Source organism: Micromonospora sp. H61 (assembly GCF_018070325.1).
Taxonomy (GTDB): domain Bacteria; phylum Actinomycetota; class Actinomycetes; order Mycobacteriales; family Micromonosporaceae; genus Micromonospora; species Micromonospora salmantinae.
The window spans coordinates 1-421 of record NZ_JAGPXY010000259.1; the positions used below are offsets into that span (position 1 = coordinate 1).

General features: G+C 69.4%; 1 pseudogene. It reads left to right on the forward strand.

Going from position 1 to position 421, the window contains the following annotated elements:
• Nucleotides 1–244, forward strand: a pseudogene (locus KBX08_RS33485) (hypothetical protein); the annotation flags it as partial.
• Nucleotides 245–421 lie beyond the last annotated feature (177 nt).

Below are 421 nucleotides of genomic sequence, written 5' to 3' on the forward strand. Positions count from 1 at the left end.
CGCCACTTTCGTCATCGGCGTCGGCTCGGCGGTGCTGGGCACAGTGGTTGCTCGGGCGCTTGATATCGACGACGGAGCCGGCGCGAAGGTGTGGGTGCTGCGCTGGGACTGGGTGGTGCTCGCGATTCAGGTCGGCGTCGCGATCATCGCCGTGGCGCTGGCGAACATGCTCACCTTCACCCGGCTTGCCGGCGGCGACGACAAGCCCCGTCGGCGAGTCCGCCGCGGCCAGGCCAAGGGCTGAACGAGCGGGAGCGGGCGAGCCACCCAGGTGGGCGCAACACGCGCTGCCCTGTCGTCGGCTGTCCCAGCTGACCTGTGCCGCGCCAGCGGAGGGACCACCCGTGTGAGTGGTCCCTCCGCTGGTTCGCTGGTGAGTAGCTAAACTTCAGGCTGGCAGTTCACCTGTGCTCTGCTGCGG